The 18,700-nt window shown below is 35.9% G+C and carries 16 protein-coding genes; 8 read left to right on the top strand and 8 right to left on the bottom strand.

Annotated features, from left to right (window positions below):
* On the bottom strand, positions 1–182 hold a 182-nt coding region (locus GVN22_RS09800; RefSeq protein ID WP_166550848.1), incomplete at its 3' end, for a hypothetical protein.
* Between the two features lie 1,766 nt (positions 183–1,948).
* Here GVN22_RS09800 and GVN22_RS09795 point away from each other — a divergent pair.
* From GVN22_RS09795 to GVN22_RS09770, 7 genes are all read left to right on the top strand, one after another.
* On the top strand, positions 1,949–2,143 hold the full coding sequence (locus GVN22_RS09795; RefSeq protein ID WP_166550847.1) for a hypothetical protein: 195 nt from the start codon (positions 1,949–1,951) through the stop codon (positions 2,141–2,143).
* A 563-nt stretch (positions 2,144–2,706) separates the two neighbouring features.
* A complete protein-coding gene (locus tag GVN22_RS09790) occupies positions 2,707–3,453 on the top strand; it encodes a hypothetical protein (RefSeq protein WP_166550846.1) in 747 nt (248 codons plus the stop codon).
* An 8-nt stretch (positions 3,454–3,461) separates the two neighbouring features.
* Positions 3,462–3,827 carry a hypothetical protein gene (locus GVN22_RS09785; protein WP_166550845.1) on the top strand — a complete coding sequence of 122 codons (366 nt, stop codon included), beginning with the start codon at positions 3,462–3,464 and terminating at the stop codon, positions 3,825–3,827.
* 452 nt (positions 3,828–4,279) lie between these two features.
* Entirely contained in the window at positions 4,280–4,408 is a 129-nt protein-coding gene (locus GVN22_RS28080) for a hypothetical protein (RefSeq protein WP_255494263.1), read from the top strand.
* Positions 4,409–4,863: 455 nt separating this feature from the next.
* Complete coding sequence (locus tag GVN22_RS09780) at positions 4,864–8,031, top strand: TonB-dependent receptor (protein ID WP_166550844.1); 3,168 nt, start codon at positions 4,864–4,866, stop codon at positions 8,029–8,031.
* Between the two features lie 14 nt (positions 8,032–8,045).
* Positions 8,046–9,506 (top strand): RagB/SusD family nutrient uptake outer membrane protein, encoded by a 1,461-nt coding sequence (locus GVN22_RS09775; RefSeq protein ID WP_166550843.1) that lies wholly within the window; start codon positions 8,046–8,048, stop codon positions 9,504–9,506.
* 230 nt (positions 9,507–9,736) lie between these two features.
* Entirely contained in the window at positions 9,737–10,624 is an 888-nt protein-coding gene (locus tag GVN22_RS09770; RefSeq protein WP_166550842.1) for a DUF1684 domain-containing protein, read from the top strand.
* A gap of 85 nt (positions 10,625–10,709) precedes the next feature.
* Here the strand turns inward: GVN22_RS09770 and GVN22_RS09765 are convergent, their stop codons facing one another.
* The 4 genes from GVN22_RS09765 to GVN22_RS09750 all read right to left on the bottom strand — a co-directional run bounded on the left by GVN22_RS09765 (position 10,710) and on the right by GVN22_RS09750 (position 14,414).
* Complete coding sequence (locus GVN22_RS09765) at positions 10,710–11,885, bottom strand: cysteine desulfurase family protein (protein WP_166550841.1); 1,176 nt, start codon at positions 11,883–11,885, stop codon at positions 10,710–10,712.
* 48 nt (positions 11,886–11,933) lie between these two features.
* Positions 11,934–13,424: a tetratricopeptide repeat protein gene (locus GVN22_RS09760; RefSeq protein ID WP_166550840.1), complete on the bottom strand. Its 1,491-nt coding sequence runs from the start codon at positions 13,422–13,424 to the stop codon at positions 11,934–11,936.
* Positions 13,425–13,453: 29 nt separating this feature from the next.
* Positions 13,454–13,612: a hypothetical protein gene (locus tag GVN22_RS09755; protein WP_166550839.1), complete on the bottom strand. Its 159-nt coding sequence runs from the start codon at positions 13,610–13,612 to the stop codon at positions 13,454–13,456.
* Between the two features lie 388 nt (positions 13,613–14,000).
* On the bottom strand, positions 14,001–14,414 hold the full coding sequence (locus tag GVN22_RS09750; RefSeq protein ID WP_166550838.1) for a hypothetical protein: 414 nt from the start codon (positions 14,412–14,414) through the stop codon (positions 14,001–14,003).
* Positions 14,415–14,782: 368 nt separating this feature from the next.
* Here GVN22_RS09750 and GVN22_RS09745 point away from each other — a divergent pair, with 368 nt between their 5' ends.
* Positions 14,783–15,412 carry a DUF1080 domain-containing protein gene (locus GVN22_RS09745; RefSeq protein ID WP_166550837.1) on the top strand — a complete coding sequence of 210 codons (630 nt, stop codon included), beginning with the start codon at positions 14,783–14,785 and terminating at the stop codon, positions 15,410–15,412.
* 68 nt (positions 15,413–15,480) lie between these two features.
* Here GVN22_RS09745 and GVN22_RS09740 read toward each other — a convergent pair whose 3' ends face one another.
* The 3 genes from GVN22_RS09740 to GVN22_RS09730 all read right to left on the bottom strand — a co-directional run bounded on the left by GVN22_RS09740 (position 15,481) and on the right by GVN22_RS09730 (position 18,698).
* Positions 15,481–16,656, bottom strand: a complete 1,176-nt coding sequence (locus GVN22_RS09740) for a DUF3179 domain-containing (seleno)protein (RefSeq protein WP_166550836.1) — start codon at positions 16,654–16,656, stop codon at positions 15,481–15,483.
* Between the two features lie 162 nt (positions 16,657–16,818).
* Complete coding sequence (locus GVN22_RS09735; protein WP_205690840.1) at positions 16,819–17,439, bottom strand: carboxymuconolactone decarboxylase family protein; 621 nt, start codon at positions 17,437–17,439, stop codon at positions 16,819–16,821.
* Between the two features lie 35 nt (positions 17,440–17,474).
* Positions 17,475–18,698: an MFS transporter gene (locus GVN22_RS09730; RefSeq protein ID WP_166550835.1), complete on the bottom strand. Its 1,224-nt coding sequence runs from the start codon at positions 18,696–18,698 to the stop codon at positions 17,475–17,477.
* Between the last annotated feature and the right edge of the window lie 2 nt (positions 18,699–18,700).

The following is an 18,700-nucleotide window of genomic DNA, read 5'->3' as shown; positions in this document are numbered from 1 at the left end:
ACTGTTGTGTCAATGGCTCTGATTTTATTGGATATTTTGGTCAAAGCATTCGATTTACTTGATTTGTTTGTTGAAGGGTTTGTGGAGCTAGAAAATAAATTCCACCATCCCTTCGATTTTCCAATGAAGTAGGTAATTACTGCTAATACAATAGTTGCGATAATGAGTAGTGTCTTTTTCATTTTAGTGGTTTTGGTAGCAATAGTTAGTTTTATAATTCCTGATATCGTCCTGCTCAGGCAAAGCTTGAGAAGTTTTTGGTAGCAAAAGCAACTGGTTCTGTTATCAGCAGACTGACTGGCCATTATATTTTTGCTACCAAAAAATAAAAATTTGTTAGTGGTAGAACATTAATCGACGGTTGTATGAATTAATGGAATACTCTGCTCATTACAAATTTGATATGCTTCCTATATTCTAATATTTAAATTCTGTAATTAGGCGTATTATGATTTTATAGGATTACCTTGATACTATGCCAACGAGTTTGACAATCCAGTTATCTAGTTATTTTAACTGTTAATGAAAAGTGTCAGTCTTTTCTGAGTATTTCTACATTCATTAATCTAAATATCCGTACAAAATAATTTAAGTTTTTCCCTAAGCATTAAGATAAGTATCAGAGCTATATTCTCCATAGATTTGACTTTAAAATAATGAGAGAACCATCAAATTCGAGCTCTTAATTATTGTGAAAAAGTAATATGACCTACGATTTGAAAAACACATATTTGTTTATTTAATTATCAAATGTCAATATTTTCATCGTTTGTGTTGAAAAATCTTCAAATAATTTGTTTTCATGAATATGATGAATATATTTGCTATCGTAAGTTCGTCATCTCAATAAGTCAAAACCTATAGTTATGAAAATACATCTACAGACCAGAATTTTAGGGATATACCTTCTCTTCTTTTGCTTCATGTTATTACCATTAAAATCAAATCACAACTTCGGTTTCAGTTAGAAAAAATGTCTCCTACACTTTACAAAGAATGCGCAGTTTCTGAAAAGGAATAATATCTGCCATTTAGTATAATTGTATAAGCGCAGGTGACACTAAAAATGAGTTTTGACTCAGAATTTAATGTCGAAAAAATTAAATCAGATATTTTTTCAAACGTTTGGGAAATTGCACCAGAGGTGATCGATTTCGAAAAAGCACTAAATTATTACTCCATAAATGTTTCTAATAAGGGGGAATCTCCCCCAGAAATACTTGTAGTGAATGCATTGAACTTTTCCAGATTAATACCGAGAAGTTTATTGGGAAAGAATTCGAATTTACATTTTTTGATGAAGATGATCCTTTAGTACTAAATAAACTTAAAACCAGAAAAGAATATATCAAATCAAATAAATGTAATAGGATATAAAGAGGGTAATGAAAATGTCTATTTGGGAAATCTTCCAATCAAAGAAAATCAAGGTACCCCAATAGAAATATCGAATATCTATCTTAATCCAACAGCAAGTTTTTTAACAATGAGCTGGAGTTATAATCTAGATGATTTAGTTCATGAATCAATAGTTATCCATATTGTTGAGTTTGCTTCTTGCCTAATTAAAAAAGATATTTCCACAGATTTTCATCTCCGAAGTAGAAATACCATTGACATCATATTTGGCTTAGATGGAATCAATTAATTTGGTGCTAGATATTATGATGAAATTGAGTTTTGCTAGTGAATTGTTGACATGCACTCGCCCAAATATCCAAGCATTTCATATTACTATTTTGTTACAAATTATCCTTGGATTTATGCTGACCCTTACAGTTCGAATATAATATTTGCATAAAGTGTAAGTACAGATTTTAATGATGGAATATATGAGCCTATAGAATGGAGTTCTATTTTTGATGAAATCCAAGGAGATACCTTTGATAGAGAGGTGTACCTAGGATTTTCAAATAATAAACCTAAAGTACGCTTACATTTACAAAAAATGCCATCAGATATTGCTCAAAAACGTCTCAAAAAGTATGAAATTAAAGAGAAAAACCAGTTCAAAAATAAACTAGTTCTTTATGGAAATTCTGATTTCAAGAAAGAATTAGCTCATTACAATATTTTTATTACCAATGAACCAGAAGTACTGCTTAAAACAAGTCAAATTTATCCATTTTATAGACTTAGATGACAAATTGAACCGGGCGGGCTCCTCCGTTCTTTTTAAAATTTGGAAGAGTGTTTTGAAATTAATAAAAGAGGTAAAAAGAGTATTGCTCGGTTTGAGTTTTATCTCTACGCGAAGCTAATTGACATTCTATTAAGTGGCTATATTCAAAGCCTTTTCAATGATTTTGTCGGAGAATAACAAGATTATGAACTTAGTCAATGGAAAGCTTATAAAATTGTAAAAAAACTTAAAAGTATTTTGGCATCATCTCCATAAACAAATGAAAGGCTAATAAAGTGGTTGAAATGTATTTTGAAGAAGTATGGATGAGAGCTAAAAAAGAGAAAAAAAAGGAGTAGAACTGTACAAATCTTACTCCAAAGATATTATTTTTTCCATAGCCGTAAGGCTATGGAGATAGCTCTAACGATAGCATAATTGTTGGTACTTTTCCCTGCTCATGGTAACAAATTTGATGCCATTTTGTCTTATTGGGTTCAAGACTAATATACTTTTGTATCAAAACGATGTTAATTTAAAAATCCTCTAATTTGTATTATTTTAAACTATAAAGTTGAATCTAAATGAAAACAACGTTTCTTATCTATCTTCATTTTTTAGTATTTTTTTTAGTAACCCAAGCACAGGCTCAGTCGTTGAGAGAGCCTTATGAGTATCCGATTAAGCCAGGAATGGAGGTGTGGAAAAGCTTTAAAAGCCATAGTCAAATGGTAGAAGCATGTAAAATACCAACGGATCTATTGAAAAATATGGCAACTTCGACCTTGATTTCAGCTTATTTGGATTATCCGTTACTTATGGACATGACAGCTTTTAATAGTTTGCAAGAAGGTTTTGAACAAGTGCAACAAAATTCTAATGCTCTTTCCGAACTGTTAACCCGCTCTGATACGCCAAGTGAGTGTTTAATCTATTACAAGAATCAATCTATTGATTCGGTTAAGTTGGCACAAAGTCCTTCAATTCAAGGAACGCTTGCATTTAAGATGATGGCATTAGAGTTATTGTTAGCCGAAAAAAGCATTTTGCAAAAAATTACGAAGAATGATAAAGATTTATTAATTAAAAATACATTATTGAAACTTTCTGAGAAAAAAAGTAATCCAGATATCTATGGACTATTTGGTTGTTCAACAACACTTTTACTCTTAGCTAGATTGCTTGATAATATTAACTATGCACCATTTGAAAGAGAAATTGTAGAAAACAAAAAATTGAAATTCTTTTTAGAGAAGGCAATGTTTTTAGATACTTCATCCCCAACAATAATTGAGGAAAATTCGAAAGTTTACCTGTTAAAACATAACTAAACATAGTCATGAAAATTAGAAGATTATTAATATTCACTCTATTCATATTGATATCATTTGCTTGTTCAAAGCAAGATATTGTAAATGAGACTGTGTGTGGGGTTATAAACCCTGTGTCAAACCTTCCTTGGTTAAAGGATTTTACTGAGAAAATGCAGAAAGGTGATTATGGAGATTGTAGTAGGTGTGTGATGTATTTGGAAAAATATAAATCACGTGATATTCTCGTTGTAGAGAATTTTCCTGACAATTGTGTTTTGTGTGAAGTTAGGGAATGTGATGGCACTTATGTGAAATTTAAGGACTTTGAGGAAAATCAAAGTTTTATAAATAGCTTAAGAAAAGATATAATTATTTGGAAATATAAGATATAAAAAGATTTTTCAGCCTTTGGTAGAGTTATCTCCACCAAACTGGCGACAGCCACAAACCTGCTAACTTATGCTCTCAATACTTGGCTAATTTAGCCTTTGTTGGAGTTTTAGCCTTTGTTGGAGTTGTCTCCAACAACTGTGCGTCAGCAACAGACTAACTAATTTATACCCTCATTACTTGGCTTGTTGCTAACGTCAGACTCGTTGGAGATAACTCCAACGATGGCAAAAAACTGCTAATTTATGCCCTCATTTAGCCTTTGTTGGAGTTGTCTCCAACAAACTGGCGACAGCCACAAACCTGCTAACCTATTCTCTCAATACTTGGCTAATTACTTTAGCCTTTGTTGGAGTTGTCTCCAACAACTGTGCGTCAGCAACAGACTAACTAACTTATACCCTCATTACTCGGCTTGTTGCTAACGCCAGACTCGTTGGAGATAACTCCAACGATGGCAAAAAAAAACAGAGGTATTTCAGCCTTTGGTGGAGTTATCTCCACCAAACTGGCGACAGCCACAAACCTGCTAACCTATTCTCTCAATACTTGGCTAATTACTTACGCTAGACTCGTTGAATAAAACTCTAGCGATGGTAGAAACTGTCTATTTCGGATAGCGGATGTTGGATTTAGGAAGTGTAAACTATTATGTTTTGTAAAAAATAAAGGTATTTTACTTTATTTCCGAAATCAGAAATCCCAAATCCGCAATTATTGGAAATCCTTCGTGCAGCACTAACTCATCATTCTGCATTAACATGGTAGTTGTAATATTTGAATTTATTTTTGAATAATACCTTCAATTTGTAGATATTCTTAAATTTTTTTAAGAAAAGATTTGGGTGTAAATAATTCATACAACATATTTGCATATAAAATCTATAGTTTTTATAGATTAATTGATTTATCCAAAAAACAAAGCCATCAATTATATAAAATAAATAGGTTTACAGGCTGTTGCGCAAAGTCTGTAAACAGGATAACTATGCTCTAATTTTTTGAATTACATTGTTTACAAATCAACAAAAGACCATTATGCGAAATAAATTTTTACTATTAATACTCTTTTTTAGTATCACTTGGCAGGTCTGGGCACAGACTGAGCCCATCACAGGTGTTGTTAAAGAGCGTTCTACTGGACAGGCTTTGCCAGGTGTTTCGGTAAGTATCAAAGGCACTACCATAGGTGCTGTAACAGATGCTAATGGGCGTTTTAAAATTAATGCCAAAAAAGACCAGACTTTGGTTTTCTCATTTATTGGATTTGGGATTATTGAAAAAAAATTAACCAATAACTCTATATTGTCTGTAGAATTAATAGAAGAAAACAAAGAACTTACTGAAGTACGAGTAATTGGTTATGGTACACAAACTAAAGCGGAGTTTACGGGTTCTGCGGTACGTGTCGGTGGCGAAGTCATTAAAGAACAACCCGTTCAAAGCTTTGATCAAGCCTTGCAAGGTCGTGCTGCTGGGGTAAATATTGCTCAGCCCAATGGCGTTTTGAATAACCCTCCAGTTATTCGTATCCGTGGAGTCAACTCTATCTCTTTGAGTTCGTATCCCTTGGTAGTGGTCGATGGAATACCAATTAATACGGGTAATGTCTCTACTTCAACCGCTGTGCCAAACAACCCCCTTGGAGATATTAACCCTGCTGATATTGAGTCGATTGACGTGTTGAAAGATGCAGCATCTACCTCTATTTATGGCTCCAGAGCTGCCGCAGGGGTATTGTTGATTACTACCAAAAGAGGAAAATCTGGCAAAGCCAAAATCAACTATGAAGTATGGACAGGCTTCTCAGACGTAGTTCGTTTACCTGAAGTTTTGAATGCAGAACAATATATTTCTATCAAAAATGAAGCAGTATTAAATGCAAAAATATTGGGAGGAAATCAGAATAATAGCTCTGTCGCATCGGCTTTATTCTTTCCAAATTATGATGCCAACAATCGTGCGATTGATACACGTTGGTATGACTATATCTATCAAAGAGGTACTTCTCAAAGCCATAACTTAAGTGTGTCGGGTGGAAATAATGGTACTACTTACTATTTCTCTGCCAATTTTACAGACCAAAAAGGCTTTTTGGTAACCAACGAATTTAAGCGTAAAGCACTTCGTTTTAACATTGATCAAGAGGTAAATTCTTGGTTAAAGCTCAAGGGTGGTATTTCCTATAATACAAGTTTCAACCAATCGCCTTATGCTGGTTCACTAGCAAACTCTAGCTTTTTCTTAGTAGGAGCAGCTCGTTTGGCAGTTGCTTTACCTCCAAACGTTCCAGCGTTTAATGCGGATGGCTCATACAATATCAATCCTTCGAGTCCAAATACCATTGGAATGGGCAACAACCAAGTGGTAAGTAACTGGGGAAATCCAGTAGCCTTGTTGAATGAGAATAATTATACTTCTACCAATGACCGTGTGATTGCTAATATTTCGGCAGTGGCGAAGTTATACAAGAACTTAGATTTTACAACGACGTATGCAGTAGACCGTTTACGTACAGATACTTATAGCTATGATAGCCCAATCCAAGGAAATGGGTATTCGAGTAAAGGAAATGCTGCCAATGTTACGGCTATTCGAGATAACTGGAACTGGACAAATACCCTTAATTATTCAACGACTTTGTTTGATAAACATAGCTTGTCGGCTTTGGCGGGTTACGATATTCAAAAACTGACCTATAATTCTTGGGGAGCTTCACGTACGCAAAGTGCAGATCCTTATTTTGAAAATTACCAAGGAAACTGGGGTGCTATTTCGGCTACAGGAAATGATATTAGTGAAAAAACATTCTTGTCATTCTTCTCTCGTTTGAGTTATGATTATAACAAAAAGTATTTCCTAACTTTCAATTTCCGTCGTGATGGAAACTCTGCCTTGGGTGCAGGTAAAAAATATGGCAATTTTGGTGGTGTATCTGGTGGATGGGCTTTGTCAGAAGAAGATTTCTTCAAAAACACAAGTCTCGCTTCTGTATTATCAAATATCAAAATTCGTGCAAGCTGGGGGCGTGTAGGTAATGGTAACTTGAGTGATGCTTTTAGTTCACTAGAATTATACAGTGGCTCATTGTATGGAAGTGTACCAACATGGTCGCTGTCGCAAGCGGGTAACCCGAATTTAGGTTGGGAAACTAGTAACCAAACCAATATTGGAGCAGACTTCGGCTTGTGGAACAACCGTGTTCAAGTAGAGCTAACCTATTTCAACAACGATGTTAATGGCTTGATTTTGAGTGCTCCACAAGCAGTTTCAAAAGGTATTCCTGGCAATGCTATCTTAGGAAACGTTGGTTCGATGTATAACCGTGGTGTGGAATTGGGAATCAATGCGACTGTTTTGCAAAAAGGTAATTTCTCATGGAACACTTCTTTAAACTTGACGACTATCCAAAACAAAGTAACGGCTTTGGCAGAAGGTAATACCGATATTGTTGGAACAACTCACGTATCTTACGAAACTACCAACGTAACTAGAGTTGGCTATTCGGTAGGTAGTTTATATGGTGCAAAAACTGCAGGAGTAAATCCAGCCAATGGTCGAAGAATATTTATTAATGCTAAAGGAGAACAGGTACAATACAGTCAGGTCGTTGCTTCAGGTGAAAGTCAATGGACGTACTTGAATGGTGAAAAAGCGCCAGCTATTACAGGTGCTGACTATTATTTACTAGGAAATACATTGCCGACATGGTATGGTGGCTGGTCTAATAATTTCAAATACGGAAACTTTGATCTAGGCTTCAACCTTTCGTTTTCGGGTGGTAACTATATTCAGAATGGTACACGTGCTACTTTGCTAGACCAACGTGCTTACAACAACTCTACAGAAATCTTGACTCGCTGGCAAAAACCTGGAGATATTACCGATGTACCACGATTGGTGTACAATGACCAAACGTCGAGCGGTTCTTCTTTCCCAATTTCTGGAAATGTTCAAAAAGCAGATTTTTTACGTCTACAAAACCTCTCATTGGGTTATCGTGTACCAAGTGCTTGGTTGGGTAAAACAGGTATCGCTTCGGTGCGACTATTTGCACAAGGCTCAAACCTTTTCCTGATCACAGGCTATAAAGGAACAGACCCAGAATCATCGGTAAATGGTAATTCAAATACGACGCCAGGCGTAGAGAAAAACTCTGTAGGTCAGGCACGTACATTTACTTTCGGTATCAATGTTGGATTTTAAGAAATAGAGAAAAGATGAAAATTTTGAAAAATAATCATATATCAAAATGGGGACTTGCCCTTGGTTTAGGAACCCTATTAGTAAGCACCAGCGCCTGCGACGACCAAAAATATTTGAACCCAACGCCTGCAACAGCTATCAGTGGAACCAATGCTTTTGATACACCCGATAGAGTTCTAGGACTTGTAAATGGTATTTATAAAGCGATAAAGAGTGTCAACTTTTATGGTGGAAACTATTATATCTATACCGAAGCTCGTGGCGAGGAATTTATCAATCGTACGAGTAATACCTTTACCGCTTATGAAGCTTGGAATCAGACACTTAATGCAGGGTCAAACTTTGTAGCGGGTTTTTGGGCGGCAGGTTATACGGCTATCAATAATGCCAATATTGTCATTCAAGGTTTAGCAGATCACCCAAACGTAGTAAATTCTACCTTAACTAAACAATATATTGCCGAGGCGAAGTTCTTGAGAGCTTTGAGTTATTATTCATTGGTTACGTTGTATGCTCGTCCATACAACGAAAATCAAGGAGCTTCGCCTGGTTTGCCCTTGCGCTTGAAGGCTGAAACTAATACTGCTAATAATGACCTCAAACGTAGCTCTGTAGCAGAAGTCTATGCTCAGATTATCAAGGATTTAGATGAAGCTGAGTCAGATTTACCTCTCAACTATTCAACTAGTTTGTTGAATACCACACGTGCGCATCGCAACACAGCGATTGCGCTCAAAACTCGTGTGTATCTCAACGCTGGGAACTACGCGAAGGTGATTGAGGAAGCCAAGAAAATTGTCTCTACTTCAAGTCCTTTTGCAGCGACTACAGGTGTGGCGCACAAATTGCAAAACATCGTCGAAATCTTCACAACGAATTACACTTCAACTGAATCTATACTGTCAGTACCAATGACAGAATTGGACAACGTGACTGGTCAATCATCGTTTCCTTATGTGTTTAATGCCAATGCCGAGTACAACTTAAATCCCAACGGCATTTGGGGAAATACCGACTGGCGCTCTAGCGATTTGCGTAGAACTTTTGCCCGTACGTCATCTGGTTTATATTTTATCACCAAGTACAGCAAACCTTCTCCATTTCTGGACTACTTACCTATTATTCGTTATGCCGAAGTCTTGTTAAACTACGCCGAAGCTGAGGCTCGTGTGGGTGATATTACTAAAGCTACCGAATTGTTGAAAGCAGTACGCAATCGCTCAGACGCGACTTACTCTTTTGCCGAAAGTGCCGTATCAAGTCGCACGGCTTTGCTAAGTACAATTTTGAAAGAACGTCGTATCGAACTTATTGGAGAAGGATTCCGTTCGAATGATCTACTTCGCAATCTGTTGCCATTACCAGCCAAAGCTAGTAGTGTATTGACGGCGCCTGAGGTGCTACCTTCTCAGAGTAATTATATTTTTCCATTACCAAACGTAGAAATTATCACAAATAAATTATTACTTCAATAAATTTATAGTGAGATATAGTGGGCTGTGAATGAATGATTTATGACTATTGTAGATATGGGATTTCTGATTTCGGAATTAAAGTAAAATACCTTTATTTTTATAAAATATCATGTAAAAATTAGGATATACTTCCGTAATCAGAAATCTCCAATAGTTAGAGAACTTTTATAATGAACTAACTTGATGTTCAAGAATCACAGCTCATTTTATCGCCATTAAAAAATCCATTTATGAAAAAAATACTTTTAGCCGCAAGTACCCTATTGAGCTTAGGGTTTTTGAGTTCGTTTGTTGAAACAAATGATAATAATTATGAAGCCGAGGTAAAACAATGGCAACAAAAGCGTATTGAAGGTCTGAAAAGAGAAGATGGCTGGCTAAATTTAGCTGGTCTTTTTTGGTTGAAAGAAGGGGAGAATACTATTGGAGGAAGCGATAAAAATGCTATTAACTTCCCCAAAGAACATAGTGCAGATTTTGTAGGAAAAGTAATCTTGAAAGAAGGAAAAATTTCTTTTGTGGCTGCCAAAGGAGCAAAAGTTACCCTTGATAATCAGGAGGTAAACAATGCAGAGGTATTTCCCTATCAAGGTAAACCCATTGTGTTGGCGCATCAGTCACTTCGTTGGTTTATCATACAGCGAGGAGATAAATATGCTATTCGCTTAAGAGATCTAGAAAGTCCATTTTTGAAAAGCTTTACAGGAATTCCTACGTTTCCAATTGATGCTGCTTGGAGAGTAAAGGCCAAATTTGTACCGACGGAAGGACGCAAACTCAAAATTATTGATATTACAGGACGCGCCTACGAACAGGATTCTCCAGGAAAGTTAATTTTTTCGGTAAACGGCAAAGAATATACGCTAGAGCCAACAGGAACGCCCAAACACCTAAGTTTAGTGTTCGGAGACTTGAGTAATAAACATGAAACTTACGGTGCTGGTAGATTTTTGGAGGTAGAAGGTCCTGATGCTGAGGGATATACTTACATCGATTTTAATAAATCCTATAACCCTCCATGTGCCTTTACGCCATTTGCCACTTGCCCTTTACCTACCAAAGAAAATAAATTAGAAGTAGCTATTTTAGCTGGTGAAAAGAGAGTAGGGGAGCATTGATTTTTTAGAGGGGATAGGGTATAGGCAAAGAGGCAATAGTAAATAGAATACTGTTGCCTCTTTGCCTATACCCTATCCCCTTATTCTAAGCTACCTCCAACAATTTTGATTTTGCGATCCCTTCATCTTCTTGATAAATCTGATTGAGAACTTTTACTACATGTCTGATATCTTGTGGCGTATTGTGTTTACTAAATGAAAATCTTACGTTATCTCGATCCAAATGGACTTTCAAATTTTTCAATACGTGGGAACCCGATTGAGTAAGATTTGAGCAAGCGCTTCCACCAGAGACATATATTTCGAGTTGAGCTAGTTTATCTAATAGCGACCCACCATGTTTGAGATGCGGAAATGCCACATTTACAATCGAATAGCTGCTTTTGTCCTCAGCGAAACTTTCGCCATTAAAACGAATATTTTTGATAGGACCATTTGTAAGTAGTTCAATGAAAAAAGATTTTAGGTAGGAGATGTGATTGTGATTTTTCTCTAAATCACGATACGAAATTTCGAGTGCCTTTGCCAAACCTACAATCCCAGCGACATTTTCAGTACCCCCACGAGTACCTCGTTCTTGTGCGCCACCATAAATCAAGGGGCGTACCTTTTTATATTTGTTGATATAAATAAAACCTACGCCTTTAGGACCATGAAATTTGTGTGATGAACCTACCAAATAATCTATGTCAAATTCTTGTAAATCAATGCGATACTTTCCGATACTTTGTGTGGTATCACTATGGAAGATACCGTCATAATATTTTACTAATGCACTGAGTGCTTTTAAGTCCGTCAAATTTCCAATCTCATTATTCACGTGCATCAAACTGACAATCGACTGCGCATTAAACTTGAGTAAGTTTTCTAGGTATTCAAAATCAATGTTGCCTTTGCTGTCAATTTTAACAAAACTTACATCCAATTCACCTTCTTGACTATATTGTCCAAGTGTTTGCAAAACCGCCTTATGTTCGAGCCGAGAGGTGATAGCATGCGATATATCATAGGTACGAATTGCGCCTGAAAGGGCAATATTATTGGCTTCGGTAGCTCCAGAAGTAAAGAAAATATCACTTGGCGAAGCATTTAGTAAGCTCGCTACTGTATGACGAGATTCCTCAACAGCCTCCCTTGCTTTTTGCCCTAAAGCATGGCTTGAAGAAGGATTACCATACTGATTGGTAAGATAGGGAATCATAGCGTTTAGAACTTCAGGGTCTAGAGCAGTGGTGGCGGCGTTATCAAAATAAATTTCCATGTTGTGTATCTATTTTAAGGTTTTAAGTATTGTTGATTTATGTTTCTTCTAATTGTTTATGTCAGTAATTGCGGCTTGAGCCTTATTGTCCACAGAGTTTTTGTATTCATGTTTTTTATAAGAAAGTGCTTTTTCGAACCATGAGAGTGCTTTTTTAGTATCCTTTTTCTTTTGATATATATATCCCAATTGCAAAGAAGAGCTTGCGCCAAAGTGCGTATCTAAGTTTTGGGCAAGGGTAATGCTTTTTTCAAAAGCTTGAATAGCCAAGTCAGTATCACCCAAATTTTGGTAAATTCTCCCTTTTCGAAAGTTGAACTCAGCTTTGTCTAAACTGCTATTAAGGGTATTTTCATTGATATCTTTGATATTTTCCAGTGCTTCTTTATAGTATCCTCCATCAATTGCCAAACGGGCTTGAAGTAAGTATTTGTTTGGTAACTGCTTGGTTTTGTTGTAATTATCATAAAACTTTTGAGCCGCTTTGTCAGACTCCGACAGCTTTTTCCCGTATTGATTGATGTTTTGAAGAAACGCCATGGCTTGTTGATTTTCGCCATTTAAAAAATTGGTAATGAATAACTTGTAAAAACTATCTTTGATAAAACTATGTCCTTTGAATTTCTTTAAATAGGCTTGATAATAGCTTTCAGCTTTGGCATAATTTCCTTTTTGTAGATAAATATCGGCAGTATAAAAATCGAAAATTGGTAAAGACAAATACCCCGAACCGTTGGGTACTTTTTGTAAAATCTTCCAAGCTTGATCGCTTTTGTTATCCTTTTCAGAAATAGCAATGCCAAGGAATAGAGCTAGTTCGCTATCCGTGTTTTTTTGCACAAAATCATTGACTTCTGTGCGTACTCTATCGTTGATGGGAAGAATATAACTTTGGATAAATAACTTAAAAAATTTTGCTTCAAAACCCGTTAATTTATCATTTGAAGCTACTTCTAACTCACGAATCCCCTGATCGATATTACCTTTCAAGCCCAACATTTTGGTAATCCAGCGATAATTTTCTGGCACCGAGCCAATGAGCACATGAATGACCCCAAGTATCTTATTATTGGCGCTATAATTTGGGAAAAGCTTTTTATTTTCCTCCAACAATTTATAAGCACTCATGACGGTCATACCCGCCTTGGTCTCGTGTCCGAGTTTCATTTGAACCAAAGCCAAGTAAAATTTGATTTCGGCTCGTAGTTGACGCTGTTGAGGAGCTTTGGTATCGAGGTCTTCAATCACATCGAGTGCATCGTCTACTTTGTCGACCAACTTTTCATACTCAGCCTCATTCTCGCTAGCATATACATTGACGGCATCAGCCAGACAGTCAACCCAAACTTTGTAGGCATTATTTGGCGACTCTTTACTAGTCAATTGCTTGGCATGAGTCAAGCGCAATTTGGTAACCTCGTTATAGGCATTTTGAAGATTAGCATTAAAATCAAAATCTTGTGCCAAAATGTGCATCGACTGCAAAACACTAAAAAGTACTGTTAGGAGCAAACCCTGATATAAATTGTTTTTAGACATAATCTATAAATTCGTAGCGAACGGCTACTCTATTTAATTTTTGAGAAATATGCTTTATGACTACGTGCGATACTCTGCTGTTTTTTCTTGTGAAGATTAGGGTTACTAACCAAAGTCACTAAAGCAATAACCAATGGGGGGAGTAAACCAATAAACCTAGGAGCCAATGAAAAAATGAGTGCTTTCATAGTATTTTAAATTATTTTTTACAAATATATATAATCTATAGATATTATAGATTAATATTTGAGCTTTTTTCTGAAGTATTTTAACCAAAAAAAATTATATGCTATAGATTAAGTCATTTTTGTACCTAAAACAAATCAAATTTTAATAAACGGTATATTGAAAAAGATATAATAAACTGGTACAAGAAAATTCTTTTGAATGCTCACAAAATCTTTATGAAAATACTGTACCCGAAAACGGAGATTTTTTATTGTTGACCAATGGAACTCAAATTCCTATTTCTCGTGGTAAGAAACAGTTAGTGAAAGAGGCATTGAAGATGTAACAAACTTGTAAAACATATGCCTGTTTATCAAGAAAATCAATCTTAATAAACAGGCTTTTGGGTTATTTTACCCTTTTAAAGTACATTTTGCCTTCAACAGCTGTAAACATATTTTGACTCAATTTAAGTGCGTAACTATCATCAGGATTTTTACTGTTCTTATACCATTTGATTAGTTTAACTTTATCGAAAGATAAAATTAGGGCATCTTTATCAAGTACATAATCAAAGTAAAAGTTTGAATTAAATTTGTCTTCTTCCCCCAAATAAATAAGCTTAAGTTCATTGTTCTGAATAAGGTATGTTCCTTTTATTTTATTATGATTGAGACCACCACGGAATGGGTTTGGCCAACCATCAGCTGTGAAGGTTTTATCTTCTTTAAACTCATAAAAAAATTCTTCTTTGGAAAGAGTGTCTATCTTCTCACTTTTCCAGAAAATGTAGCTCCTATGATATATCTTGATATTTGCCACTTTCCATGAATACTTGTCTGAGCTTTTAGATTGATAGTAATAGATAACAATAGGAGTAATAAGGTAAAGACTCTTTTACTTGTTTGGGTCGTTTGTTCTACAGAAAACATTGTTCGGGGTTTTGTTTAAAATACTTTTAGAGCTGTAAATATATTACATTGTTATAAAATAAAAGCAAAATTAAAATAGATTACATTTTCGTAAAATACCAAGCATTGTCAAATATTTTAAAGTTAGATAATTACTATATATTTCCATTACCCCACAGACACCTACACAACTATTTTTGATAGAGATACCCAAATAGTATTTGTACTTTAGCGTTGTAAAAAACAACTTATCCCAAAAGGACTATAAAAACTATACACATGAAAAAACTATCATTCATTATTTGTTTGTTGATGTCGGTACAAATTGCTTTTTCTCAGAAGAAAGAAAAAGGCTGGGTATCACTTTTTGACGGAAAATCTTTTGCTGGCTGGCGTGTCAATGAGGAGAATCCTAAAACCTTCTCTATCGAAGATGGTACTATAAAAGTGGCTGGCGAACGTACTCACTTGTTTTACGAAGGACCTGTTGGTAATCATGATTTCAAGAACTTTGAACTAAAAATCAAGGCAAAAACATTGCCTGGCTCTAATTCAGGGATTTTTATCCATACGGGTTACCAGGCTTCTGGATGGCCTGAAAAAGGTTATGAAGTACAGGTAAATCAAACTCATACTGACTGGCGCAAAACGGGTAGCTTGTATGGCGTAAATGATGTAAAGGAAAACTTAGCGAAGGACGATGAGTGGTATGAGTACCACATTATTGTGAAAGATAAGAGAGTCATTATCAAAATCAATGACAAACTGGCGGTGGATTATACAGAACCTGAAACACTTCCAGAAGATCGTGGTAAGAAAAGACTTAGCTCTGGTACTATTGCTTTACAAGGTCATGATCCTAAAAGTGTAGCTTATTTTAAAGATATTAGAATTAAACTTTTAAAGTAATTAATGATTTACACAGGTAATTTTATTATTCCAAGCTGGCGAATCAGTTCGCCAGCTTGGAATAATACTTATTGCATCACTAAAGTATTGGGTTGAAAAGTTTTCCAAGAATGCCAAAACTCTTGATAGGCTTCAATTTTAGGTAATGATGAACCTTCGTATTTGCCAGCAATACATTTTCCATCCATATTCCACACTGCATCAGATTGACTGTCAATTAATTGATTATTCTTCAATACTAATTTTAATGGACCAAACGGACTTTCACTTTTGAATACATGGAAGCTTTTTTTATCATTTTCTAATACCACTACTATATTTGACTTCTCTAACGTATCATAAATTATTTGGTCTTTTACTAATTGATTCCAATCATAAGCTTTAGCTGTTTTTCCCATAAGAACGCCAATCACCCAAGATTTTGGCTTCCAAGAAAGAGAGTCACGAGTGGTTAGATTACTTTTACCCTTACCAGAATCATAATTTTTCAAACCTGCATATTGTTCCTTAAATTCTGGGTCAGGTTGCATCACAAGGGAATTTGGATGTATCTGTAACCAAGCTGAAAGACTCATTTGCTCGGAGGATACACTAGGTAAATTAAGCCCTTTGAGTTTTCCCGTAATTGCTTCTCCTGTAGCTTGTTGCCACCACGAACCCGTTGTTTGGTCTTCGAACATAGCATTGAAATGATCCATTCCCACTAATCTAAACTGTTCGAATTTTCCATTGACAAAAGGCAGATACACTCTACCTGTGCGACATACTGTACAATAAGTAATCATCATAGGAGTACCTCCAACTGTATCAATAACTTGGTGATGATAGCCAATGAGTTGGATAGGATAGGCTTTTGCTTGTCCATTATGCACAACCCCTATCACCAATTTATCCTTAGTGATTTTACTATCTTTTCCATTAGTAAAGGTCTTATTTTTAGGTTGATAAAACATGTGGTCAGCAGTGAGCTGAAAATTAAACATATATATTACCCCTAGCCAAAGTAAGGTAAAGCCTCCCAAAACGAACTTTGTTAGTTTTGAACCATTGCTAAAGCTTTTCCATAAAGGATAAATCAAAATGAGTAATCCAATAGCACGAAAAAATCCTATATATTGATGAATAAAATAGGCAAGGTCAATCGTATCAGCCTGTTGACTCCCAGGGAATGGCATGATAAAGTAAACCTTTAGTATTTCGCTGAGAAATAAAATGAGGAATCCAATGATAAGTGATAATCTCATAATGGTCTGGAGTATAGATGGTTAATGTATTGTAATGTAGGGTTTTTCTGTAAAATAATAATGTACTCAGTGTTTAAAATTTACTAACTATAAATCTCAATAGATAAAAGGCCTTAATCAACTTGAAGTCAGCTATATAATAGTTAAATGAGGAGTTATCTCTTAACTTTTTTGAATATAGGACATAGGATTAAAGTTGGCGTATCCTTCATCTCGAATTCTTGGTCCTCTGTCGAGATAGGCACCTGCTTCTTGTGGAGCCCATGTTCCTAAACCGTCCACATATCGATTAAATAGACAAAAGGCTGCTGCAATGAGTACGGTATCATGAATTTCTTTATCAGTTGTCCCTAATGCTTTGGCTGAATCAATGTGTTCTTTCGTTACATTTTTTCCACCTTTTTGAACGGCTCCTGCAATCGTCAAAAGAGATTTCATTTTATCCGAAATAGGAGCATTAAGCATATCTTTTTTTACCTGATTAATCAAACTGCCATCGTCTTCAAGGTAGCATTGTGCCGCTGAACCATGTACCATTTGACAAAATGTACAGTTATTTAGGTAGGAAACGTAAGTTGCAATTAGTTCTCGCTCTCCTTGAGAAAGCGTATTATTGGGATTTCTGAGTAAAATTTCTGCTAGCGCATTGAGGGGCTTTGCTGTTTCAGGACTAAATGCCATGAGACCTCTTATGCCCGGTAATTGTTCTTCAGAAGGTATGTTGATATATGCCATTTTTCTTTGAGTTAAATGATTTTGAAAAGAAGCGAGTCTATAACGCATGATAGACTCGCTCTAGGTTCACATCCAGTCCATTATTACAATATTTTCGAATCACTCACCAAGCTTTTGGTTCTTAAAAGCATGATAAATGCTAATACAAACGCAAGGGAAAATGTCATAAGAGATTGCCCTAAGCCTCCTAAAACCGATACCAAACTTCCTACAAAAAATACGGCTGTAGCGGTAAAAAATCTTCCGATATTAAAGCATAGCCCCGTTGCGAACCCTCTGACTTGCGCGGGGAAAAGCGCAGGAATAAAGCTCGAAAGCGCTCCTTGACTAATACCAAAAAAGAGAGATAATAGCGCCGTTTCGATATAAACCAAGCCACTGAAGGTATGATTCGTCAAAAACAATAACATACACACACTGCTACATCCTAAGAAAGTTGCTAGTAGCGTTTTCTTGAATCCAAATGACTTTATCAGAAAACCAGAAAGTGTACCACCGATAATTCCGCCAACACCCAAAAGCATCATGACAATACCTCTTTCTTGTTGACCTTTTTGACCATTGCTCAATAAACCTTGTACCCATGTAGGCAACCAAGAGAAAATTCCCCAAAGTCCAATAAGTACCGCACCGAAAATAAGAATTCCAGTCCAGAGGTTTTTATGGTAATCGATGGATTCTATTGGAGTAGTGCTCTTGGCTTTTCCTTGCGACTTTTGCCATTCTGGTGATTCTGGTAAAAAAACAAACATCAAAATAGCGATACCAATTGGGATAAGACCAATCCAAAAAGCTTGATGCCAATAAGGAAATAAAATGGTGATTCCGCCTGAGAGTACGATTCCCAAAGGAAACGAAACCGCCAAAATGCCCAAAATGACAGGTCGATTTTTTTCTGGCCAAATTTCAGAGATATAGACCGTGGTCAATAGTAAGATTCCCCCAACACCTACGCCTGAGATAAAGCGTAAGGCAAGAAGAACGTACCAGTCTTTAACAAAAACAATAAATACGGTTCCCAAACCACAAAGTGCTGTTACGATACTTAAACTAGGAATTCGACCAATTTTATCGCTGGTAAAACCCATGCTTAAGCCACCGCACATCCAACCGTATAGAAATATTGCATTGATATAAGCGCCATATTCGGAGAGCTTTTGCTCGTTGAGTAATCTATTAAGTAAATCTGGCAACGCAACAGGCAAATAGGACGACATCATGGTAGAAATACAGCCCCCTAATAAATAACTCAGCATACAAAGTGTAAATGCCAACTTAACCTTGGTTGTGTGAATAGTTGATTGCATAA

The organism is Cellulophaga sp. BC115SP, from assembly GCF_009905545.1.
GTDB classification, from domain to species: domain Bacteria; phylum Bacteroidota; class Bacteroidia; order Cytophagales; family Spirosomataceae; genus Flectobacillus; species Flectobacillus rivi.
The sequence above is the reverse complement of the archived record's forward strand: the minus strand, read 5'-3'. Positions and strand labels throughout refer to the sequence as shown.